Annotated in this window: 7 protein-coding genes; 5 read left to right on the top strand and 2 right to left on the bottom strand. The window is 70.3% G+C overall.

Going from position 1 to position 9,145, the window contains the following annotated elements:
• The first annotated feature begins 16 nt into the window (after nt 1-16).
• The gene (locus OG2516_RS17460; RefSeq protein ID WP_007257127.1) at nt 17-2,017 is read left to right on the top strand and encodes an alpha-amylase family protein; all 2,001 of its coding nucleotides are present in this window, start codon (nt 17-19) and stop codon (nt 2,015-2,017) included.
• Between the two features lie 84 nt (nt 2,018-2,101).
• On the opposite strand, the gene OG2516_RS17455 is transcribed toward OG2516_RS17460, so the two are convergent.
• Together OG2516_RS17455 and OG2516_RS17450 are read right to left on the bottom strand one after the other, a co-directional pair.
• Entirely contained in the window at nt 2,102-3,547 is a 1,446-nt protein-coding gene (locus tag OG2516_RS17455) for a sulfatase family protein (RefSeq protein ID WP_007257126.1), read from the bottom strand.
• Complete coding sequence (locus OG2516_RS17450) at nt 3,544-4,518, bottom strand: LysR family transcriptional regulator (protein WP_007257125.1); 975 nt, start codon at nt 4,516-4,518, stop codon at nt 3,544-3,546. The genes OG2516_RS17455 and OG2516_RS17450 overlap by 4 nt, the downstream gene beginning before the upstream one ends.
• A gap of 140 nt (nt 4,519-4,658) precedes the next feature.
• On the opposite strand from OG2516_RS17450, the gene OG2516_RS17445 reads away from it, so the two are divergent.
• The 4 genes from OG2516_RS17445 (at nt 4,659) to OG2516_RS17430 (ending at nt 9,144) form a co-directional block, all read left to right on the top strand.
• The gene (locus tag OG2516_RS17445; RefSeq protein WP_007257124.1) at nt 4,659-6,152 is read left to right on the top strand and encodes an ABC transporter substrate-binding protein; all 1,494 of its coding nucleotides are present in this window, start codon (nt 4,659-4,661) and stop codon (nt 6,150-6,152) included.
• Nucleotides 6,153-6,225: 73 nt separating this feature from the next.
• Complete coding sequence (locus OG2516_RS17440; protein ID WP_007257123.1) at nt 6,226-7,194, top strand: carbohydrate ABC transporter permease; 969 nt, start codon at nt 6,226-6,228, stop codon at nt 7,192-7,194.
• Complete coding sequence (locus OG2516_RS17435; protein ID WP_007257122.1) at nt 7,187-8,071, top strand: carbohydrate ABC transporter permease; 885 nt, start codon at nt 7,187-7,189, stop codon at nt 8,069-8,071. Before OG2516_RS17440 ends, OG2516_RS17435 begins: the two co-directional genes overlap by 8 nt.
• Before the next feature lie 14 nt (nt 8,072-8,085).
• On the top strand, nt 8,086-9,144 hold the full coding sequence (locus tag OG2516_RS17430) for an ABC transporter ATP-binding protein (RefSeq protein ID WP_007257121.1): 1,059 nt from the start codon (nt 8,086-8,088) through the stop codon (nt 9,142-9,144).
• Nucleotide 9,145: the final 1 nt, after the last annotated feature.

Here is a 9,145-nt window from a genome sequence, read left to right as displayed (position 1 = left end):
GACAGGACCGAACCCCATGCGCTTCAGACAGATCCACCTCGACTTCCACACCAGCGAGCACATCCCCGGCATCGGCAGCCGGTTCGACGCCGAGACCTTCGGGCAGGCCTTCAAGGACGCCCACGTCGACAGCGTCACCATCTTCTCCAAGTGCCACCACGGCCACAGCTACCACCCGACCGAGGTCGGCCGGATGCACCCGCATCTCGACTTCGACCTGACCCGCGCGCAGCTCGACGCGCTGCACGCCAAGGACATCAAGGCGCCGATCTACCTCACCGCGACCTGGGACGAGCTCGCCGCGCGCGAGCATCCCGAGTGGCGCACCGTGCTGCCCGGCAACATCCTCGGCGAGCACCGCCACGGCCCCGACGCCGAGGTCGGCTGGGCCTATCTCGACTTCTCCTCGCCCTACGTCGACTACCTCTGCGCCCAGACCGAGGAGGTCATGCGCCGCTATCCCGATTGCGACGGCATCTTCATGGACATCTCGTTCCAGCTGCCCTCGATCTCGGAATGGGCGAAGAAGCGGATGGAGGAGGCCGGGCTCGACTGGACCGACGAGGCCGACCGGGAGAAGCACACGGCGGCGATGGTGGAGGAGTACTTCACCAAGGTGCGCGACGCGGTGCGCAAGCACGACCCGAAGATGCCGCTGTTCTTCAACTCCGGCCACATGCGCCGGGGGATGCGCAAGCACTACGCCGACTTCTACACCCACCTCGAGCTCGAGAGCCTGCCGACCGCGCATTGGGGCTACGAGCACTTCCCGCTCTCGGCGCGCTACGCCGACCCGCTCGGCGTGCCGTTCCTCGGCATGACCGGCAAGTTCCACACCCTCTGGGGCGAGGTCGGCGGCTACAAGAAGCCCGAGGCGCTGGTCTACGAGTGCGGCGCGATGATCGCCCAGGGCGCGCGCTGCTCGATCGGCGACCACCTGCACCCGACGGGGCAGATCGACGGCTCGACGATGGGCATCATCGGCGCGGCCTACGAGTGGGTCGAGGCGCGCGAGGAATGGTGCGTCGACAGCACCAACCGGGCCGAGATCGCGCTGATGTCGGTCGAGGCGGCGAGCGCGCGGAGCCTGTCGGGCATCCCCGGCAAGACCGTCGCCGCCGACGAGGGCGCGGTGCGGGTGCTGCTGGAGTCGAAGTTCCTGTTCGACGTGGTCGACCTCGAGAGCGACCTGTCGGGCTACCGGCTGGTGATCCTGCCCGACGCGGTCGAGGTGGGCGAGGCGCTGAAGGCGAAGATCGACGCCTTCGTGGCCGGCGGCGGCCGGGTGCTGCTGACCGGCAAGAGCGGCATCGGCGCGGACGGCAACGTGTTCGACACCGGCGCGACCTGGCAGGGCACCTCGGCCAACAAGGGCGGCGACTACGCGCTGCCCGTGGAGGGGCTGCGGGCGTCGTTCGTGAACGATCCGCTGTTCATGTACGGCCCCGCCGAGAAGCTGGCGCTCGACGGTGGCGAGAGCCTCGGCGCGGTCTACGAGCCCTACTTCGACCGCAGCCCCCGGCGCTATTCGGGCCACGTCAACGCGCCGTCCAAGCCCGAGCCCGAGGCCCACGTGCTCGGCGCGGCGAAGGGCGCGTTCACCCAGTTCGCCTTCCCGATCTTCTCGCTCTACCAGCGGGTCGGCGCGGTCGCGATGCTGGAGATGGCCGAGAAGCTGATCGAGCGCGCGCTCGGCGCGCCGCGGCTGATCGAGACCGGCCTGCCCCGCGCCGGCCGCGCCACCCTGCGCCGCCAGGAGAGCCGCGACGTTCTGCACCTGCTCTGCGCCAACCCGACGCTGCGCGGCCACCTGCGCGGCAACCCGGTCCAGCCGATCCAGGAGCTGATCCCGCTCAACGACGTCGCCGTCACCGTCGCCGCCGACGGTCCGGTCGCCGGGGTGCGGCTGGTGCCCGAGGGGCAGGCGCTGGAGTTCGAGGACGCCGGCGAGGGCCGCGTGCGGTTCACCGTGCCGCGGGTGCACGGGCACCAGATGGTGGAGATCGCGCGGGGGTGAGGTCCGGCGTGGGCCAGAACGTGGGGCGTGGGCCGGGCTGAAGCCCGGCCTACGGGTCAGCCGGGCTTCAGCCCGGCGCCCCCTTCAGCGGCTCTGCGCGAACGCGTCCATCCCCGCGAGCATCGTGTCGGTGCGCCAGGTGGCGAGGCGGTCGCGGAGGCGGCGCAGCTCGCCGGCGGCGGCGGGGTCGGCGAAGCGGTTGTGGCGCTCGTCGGGGTCGGTCTCGAGGTCGAAGAGCTGGCCGTCGCCGGCGCCGTGCACGAACACCGCCTTCCAGCGCGCGTCGCGGATCATCGTCACCAGCCGCGCACCGGTCATCGACACGTCGCCCGCCTGCTCGCTCACCACGATCTCGCGGCCTGTCCAGTCGTCGCCCTCCAGCGCCGGCAGCAGGCTCTCGGCGTGGCAGGGCTCAGGTCGGGCGGCGCCGGCGAGGTCGAGGATGGTGGGGCCGACGTCGAAGAGCTGGCACAGGCCGGGCACGCGGCGCGCCTCGAAACGGCCGGGCGACCAGACCATCAGCGGCACCCGCGTCACCGGCTCGTACATCGACCATTTCTGGCTCAGCCCGTGATCGCCGAGCGCGTCGCCGTGGTCGGAGCAGAAGATCACCACCGCGTTGTCGAGGTAGCCCGTCGTCTCGAGCGTCTCCATCAGCTGGCCGATCTCCTCGTCGATCAGCGTGACGTTGGCGGCGTAGTGGGCGCGCAGGCGGCGCAGCTCGTCCGCGCTCGGCTCCAGCTTCCACGCCACCGAATCGTGGTCGACGTCGACGTCGTGGCGGCGCTTTTCCTGCAGGTAGGCGGGCAGGGCGGCGAGTTCGGCGTCGTCGACCTCGGGCAGGGGCAGGTCGGGCGCGTCGAGGTAGCGGCGGGTATGCGCCTCGGTCGGATCGTAGGGCGGGTGCGGGCCGGGGAGGCCGATCTGCATGAACAGCCGCTCGGGGCGGGGACGGGTCTCGAGCCACCAGCGCGCCGTTCGGGCGGTGAAGCTGTCGGGGTGCAGGTGCGCGGGCAGGGGCCAGTCGACGGCGCCGAGCCGGTCGCGGTAGTCGGGCAGGACGCGGTAGCCGGCGCGCGAGGGCTTGGTGAGCCCGTGCGCCGCGATGGCCTTGTCGAGCTCGTCGGCGAACCAGCGGCCCTCGTAGAAGCGGTCCTTGTTCTCGACCACGAAGCGCTCGTGGAAGCCGGCGGGCGCGTCGTAGGGGATGGTGTGCATCTTGCCGACGCTGACGCAGTGGTAGCCCGCCTCGGCGAGGTTGCCGACCCATGTGCAGCTCCAGTCCTGGCCGTTGCGCAGCACGCCCGAGACGTGCGGCTCGATCCCCGAGAACAGCGCGGCGCGGGAGGGGACGCAGGACGGAGCGTTGACGAAGCAGCGCTCGAAGACGACGCCCTCGCGGGCGAGCCGGTCGAGGTGGGGCGTGTGCATCCACGACGCGCCGGTCTCGCGGATCGTGTCGAAGCGCTGCTGGTCGGTGATGACGAGGAAGATGTGCGGCGGGTCGGCTGGGGCGGTCTGGTCGGTCAAGGGGTGGCCTCGGCGGTGTCGGGTTGGGTTGGGGCGGTGCCGTCGAGCACGTAGCCGCGCGTGCCGAAGAACTCCTCGCAGGCGCTCAGCAGGTCGGTCAGGGGCGGCCAGTCGAGCATCTCCTCGCGGAAGATCACGCCCGAGGGCGCGCGGCGGCGGCCGAGCGAGACGGGCACCGGCACGAGCGGCGGGCCGGAAAGGTCGGCGAGGGCGCCGTCGGGGAGGATGCTGACGCAGTTGCTCTGCTGCAGCACCCGCAGCGCCGAGGCGAGCGATTCGCAGCTGATGCGCACGTCGGGCTCGCGGCCGAGCCGTTCGGTGGCGGCGTGGGCGGTCTCGAGCTCGTAGATCGGGTCGCCCGTGTAGACCAGCCACGGGTAGTCGAGCAGCACCTCGGGCGGCAGCTGGCCGCTCTTGGGGATGCGCGCGAAGAGCGGGTGGTCGGCGCGGGCGGTGACGCGGTCGTGGAAGTGGGTGAAGGCGCGGTGCTGCATCGTGGGCGGCAGGTCGGCGACGAATTGCAGGCCGCCGCAGAGCACGTCGATCTTGCCCTCGATGACGTTCTTCGAGCTCTCGGCGGGGCGCAGGTTGGTCAGCTCGATGCGCAGGTCGGGGTGCTTTTCCTTCAGCGGCCCGAGGATCGCCGGCAGCACCACCATCCGCCAGAGCGGCCCGGCCTCGAGGCGCAGCACGCGCTTGGCCGAGGTGGTGGCGGCGAGCAGCTCCTGCTCGGCGAGCTCCCACTGGCGCGACAGGCGCATCACCGAACTCAGCACCTCGCGCCCGAAGGCGGTCGGCTCGACGCCGCGCGCGTGGCGCTCGAGCAGGGGCTGGCCGAGGCGCTCCTCGATCAGCTGGACCGACCGGGTCAGCGCCGGCTGGGTGAGGTTCAGATGCAGCGCCGCGCGGCGCATGCTGCCCTCCTCCACGATCGCCTGGAGGCGGAACAGGTGGGTCATCAGGTCGATCATCGGTGATAAAACTCTTGCATCGCTTGCGAGAATTATTGCACTTTCCTGATATCCGGGCAACGGCTAACACTCCGGGCCATGCATTTCAGGGCCCGTCACGGAGGAGGTGACGGGCCCGTCTCAGGGAGAGGACCACCACCATGACCAGTCTCAACCGCCGCAGCTTCCTCGCCGGCACCAGCGCGCTCGGCCTCGCCGCCATCGCCGGGCCGGCCTTCGCGCAGCAGGGCTTCGACTTCGGCGCGCCGATGACCGACATGCCCGCGCCCGACGGGCCGCTGCGATGGCTCGACAGCGGCGACCAGAAGGGCGTCTTCTTCCGCGAGTTCCTCGCCAATTACGGCGAGGCGCGCGGCATCGAGACGGTCTATGACGGCCTGCCCTGGGTGGAGATCGCGACGGTCGTGCCGCTCGGCGTGCGCAACGAAAGCGCGCCCGACGCCTTCGCCCTGCCGCTCGACATGCCGCCCGCCGTCGCCATCGACCAGGGCTGGGTGCAGCCGCTCGACGACTATATCCCCGACATCGCCGAGTGGCGCGCGGGCTTCCCGACGGGCTCGTTCATCGAGGGCGTCAACATGCGCGACGGCAAGACCTACGGTCTGCCGTTCACTTCCGACCGGCGCTCGTCGACGCTGCTGCTGTTCGGCCGCGAGGCGATGGCGCTGACCGACTACGATCCGAGCCCCGAAAACCCGCTGAACTGGGACGAATTCCGCACCGCCGCGCGCCAGATCACCGAGAATTCCGGCGGCAGCGTCTACGGCTTCATCCTCGGCGGCGCGCAGGTCAACCGCTGGCGCGACGCGGTGCTCAGCCTCGCCAGCCGGGCCGGCGCCCATTACGGCGTCTCGGGCTTCGTCACCGGCTTCGACTTCTCGACGGGCGAGTACGCGCTCAACAGCGAGGAGGTCGTCGCGGCGGTCGAGCTGCTGCTGGCGATGCGCGACGACGGCTCGACCTTCCCCGGCCTGCTCAGCCTCAACGCACCGCAGGCCCGCGCCTTCACCGCGCAGGGCAACGCCGGCATGATCCTGCAGGGGCCGTGGAACGTCCCGCTCTGGGAGGCGAACAACCCGGAGTTCGATTTCGGCTTCACCTGGACGCCGGCCCCCGAGGGCGCCGACGGCAAGACCTACGTCAACACCCTGCCGTCGGCGGCGAACATGATGTTCCTCAACGCCGACGCCAAGAACCCCTACCACGCCGCCGAGGTGTTCCGCCTGATGGGGACGGTCGAGGGGCAGACGGCGTGGGCCAACGTGGTCGGCCCGTCCGACCCGGCGATCTTCCCGGCCGCCAACGAGCAGGCGGAGATGTCGGAGCGGGCGCGCGCGGTGATCGCGCTGCAGGAGCAGCAGGTCCGCGCGACGCCGGTGCCGTACTCGGCGAGCACCGGATTCGTGGAGGTGGCGCGGGCGTTCCAGATGCCGACGCCGGACATCGCGCAGACGGTGCAGGGCCTGTTCGCGGGCCAGCTGACCGACGTGCAGGGCGAGCTGGACCGGCTCAACGCGGCGATGACCGACGCGCTCGAGGCCGCGATCGCGGAGGCCAACGCCGCCGGGGCCGACGTCAGCCGCGAGCAGCTCGTGTTCGAGGACTGGGACCCGACCACCGATTACGCCGGCTGATCGCTCCCGCGCCGGGCGGCCGCCCTCCCCGGGCCGCCCGGCGCTTTCCTGACGCCGCTTGCGAGGATCATCGATGAGCGCCTATTCCGACATCCCGCCGCCGCCCGACGAAGCCCGCCAGCGCCCGCTGGGCCAGCGGCTCAGGGAGCACCGGATCGACTACCTGTTCCTGCTGCCCGGCCTGGCGATCTTCGGCGCCTTCGTGGTCTGGCCGCTGTTCGCCGCCAACTGGTTCGCGCTGCTCGACTGGTCGGGCTTCGACTCGCGGCAGGTGTTCGTCGGCCTGCAGAACTACCGCGACCTGCTGGGCGACGAGTTCTTCCGCGCCGCCTTCGTGCGCTCGATCCTGTTCACCGCGATCACCGTGCCGCTGCAGATGCTGCTCGGCCTCGTCCTCGCGGTGGTGCTCAACAACCGGCTGCTGAAGCTCTCGGCGCTGTTCCGCACGATGATCTTCCTGCCCGTCGTGACGCCCGTCGCGGTGATCGCGATCGTGATGGCGCTGATGCTGTCGCCGTTCAACGGGCCGATCAACGACCTGCTGCAATCAACCGAGATCGTCCAGCGCGCCGTCGACTTCCTCGGCTCGCCGCAGCTGGTGATGTGGAGCCTTGCCGGGATCTACGTCTGGAAGTGGACGGGGGTGACGCTGATCTACTGGCTCGCGGCGCTGCAGACGGTGCCCGACGAGCTCTACGAGGCCTGCAAGCTCGACGGGGTGCGCGGCTGGCAGGTGACGCGCTACGTGATCCTGCCGATCATCGCGCCCTTCGCGGTGGTGATCGGGCTGATCTCGGCGATCTCGGCGCTCAACGTCTTCCCGCTGATCCAGGCCACCACTCAGGGCGGGCCGTTCTTCGCCTCGGAGGTGATGGAGGTGTTCATCTTCCGCACCGCCTTCGCACCGCCCTCGGGCACCTTCCCGCAGCTCGGCTACGCGAGTGCCGCCGGGGTGCTGTTCGGGCTGGCGGTGATGGGGCTGACGATCCTGCAGGTCCTCGCCGTCCGCCACGCCCGCCGCAAGGAGCCGACCAATGGCTGACGCCGCCCTCTCCCGCACCAGCTTCGCCCCGCCGCGCCGGCGCGAGGCGTGGCTGTCGCCGCGTGCCCGGCGCACCCTCGTCTCGATCGTGCTCGCCGCGATCTGCGCGGTCTGGGTCTACCCGATCGTCTGGATGATCTCGGCCTCGTTCAAGACCAACGGCGAGATCTTCGCCGACAGCGGCCTGATCCCCGACGCGCCCACCTTCGACAACTACACCCGCGCCTGGCGCGAGGCGAATATCGGGCAGTACTTCTTCAACACGCTGTTCGTCACCGTCGGCTCGGTCATCATCACCACCATCGCGGCGGCGCTGATGGGCTACGTGCTCGGCCGCCGGCCGATCCCGGGCAAGACGGCGCTGATGGGGCTGATGGTGTTCACCCTGTTCATCCCCCAGGGCTTCACCATCATCCCGGTCTTCGAGCTGCTGACCAGCGTCGGGCTCGGCCAGTCGCTCTGGGGCGTCATGCTGGCGACCTGCGGCCATTCCATCGTGATCTTCACCTTCCTGTTCGCCGGCTACTTCGGGCAGATGCCCAAGGAGCTGGAGGAGGCGAGTCGGATGGACGGGGTCGGGCCGCTCAAGACCTTCTGGTACGTGATGCTGCCGCTGTCCAAGCCGATCATCGTCACCGTGATCGTGATGCAGACGCTGCAGGCCTGGAACGACTTCCTGCTGCCGCTCGTGGTGACGCTGGCCAACCCGGACCTGCGCACGCTCTCGGTCGGGGTCTACTCGTTTCGCGGCGAGCACTTCATCGACTGGGGCGGCATGACCGCCGCGTCGGCGATCACCATCATCCCCATCATCCTGCTGTTCCTCTTCCTGCAACGCTACTTCATCGACGGCCTGGCCGGCGCGGTGAAGGGCTGATCGGAGACCGACCCATGTCCGGTGTGATCCTCAACAACGTCAAGAAGCGCTACGGCGCGGTCGAAGTCATCAAGGGCGTCGACATCGAGATCGGCGAGGGCGAGTTCTGCGTCTTCGTCGGGCCGTCGGGCTGCGGCAAGTCCACGCTGCTGCGGATGATCGCGGGGCTGGAGGAGATCAGCTCGGGCGACGTCCAGATCGGCGGGCGGCGGGTCAACGATCTCGACCCCAAGGACCGGGGCGCGGCGATGGTGTTCCAGACCTACGCGCTCTACCCGCACATGGACGTGGCGCGCAACATGGGCTTCGGGCTGAGCATGAACGGCTGGCCCAGGGACGAGGTCGACCGGCGCGTCAACGAGGCGGCGCGCATCCTGCAGCTCGAGCCCTACCTCGACCGCAAGCCCCGGCAGCTCTCCGGCGGACAGCGCCAGCGCGTGGCGATCGGGCGCGCCATCGTGCGCGACCCGGAGGTGTTCCTGTTCGACGAGCCGCTCTCCAACCTCGACGCCGAGCTGCGCGTCGCCACGCGGCTGGAGATCGCCAAGCTGCACGGGACGCTCGAGAACTCGACGATGATCTACGTCACCCACGATCAGGTCGAGGCGATGACGCTCGCCGACAAGATCGTGGTGCTGCGCGACGGGCGGGTCGAGCAGGTGGGCGCGCCGATGGACCTCTACGAGACGCCCGACAACCTGTTCGTCGCGGGCTTCATCGGCTCGCCGAAGATGAACTTCATGGCCCTCGACAACGGCCGCCTGCCCGACGGCACCGCGCCCGCGGTGCCCGGCGCGGCGGGGGCGGCGACGCTCGGCGTGCGCTCCGACGCGCTGCGCCCGGTGGAGAGCGGCGGCGACGTGGCCGGGGAGATCACCGTGGTGGAGCAGCTCGGCGACGCGGTCTTCGCCCATTTCCGCACCGGCTGGGGGCAGGAGATGGTCGCCCGCTTCGAGCCCGGTACGCGGCTGCGGGCGGGCGAGAGCGTCCGCTTCGCGCTCGCGGGGCGCACCCACCTGTTCGACGCCGAGGGCCGCGCCCTGCGGGCCGCCGCCGAACGCCTCACCGCCTGAT

The organism is Oceanicola granulosus HTCC2516, from assembly GCF_000153305.1.
GTDB classification, from domain to species: Bacteria; Pseudomonadota; Alphaproteobacteria; order Rhodobacterales; family Rhodobacteraceae; genus Oceanicola; species Oceanicola granulosus.
The sequence above is the reverse complement of the archived record's forward strand: the minus strand, read 5'-3'. Positions and strand labels throughout refer to the sequence as shown.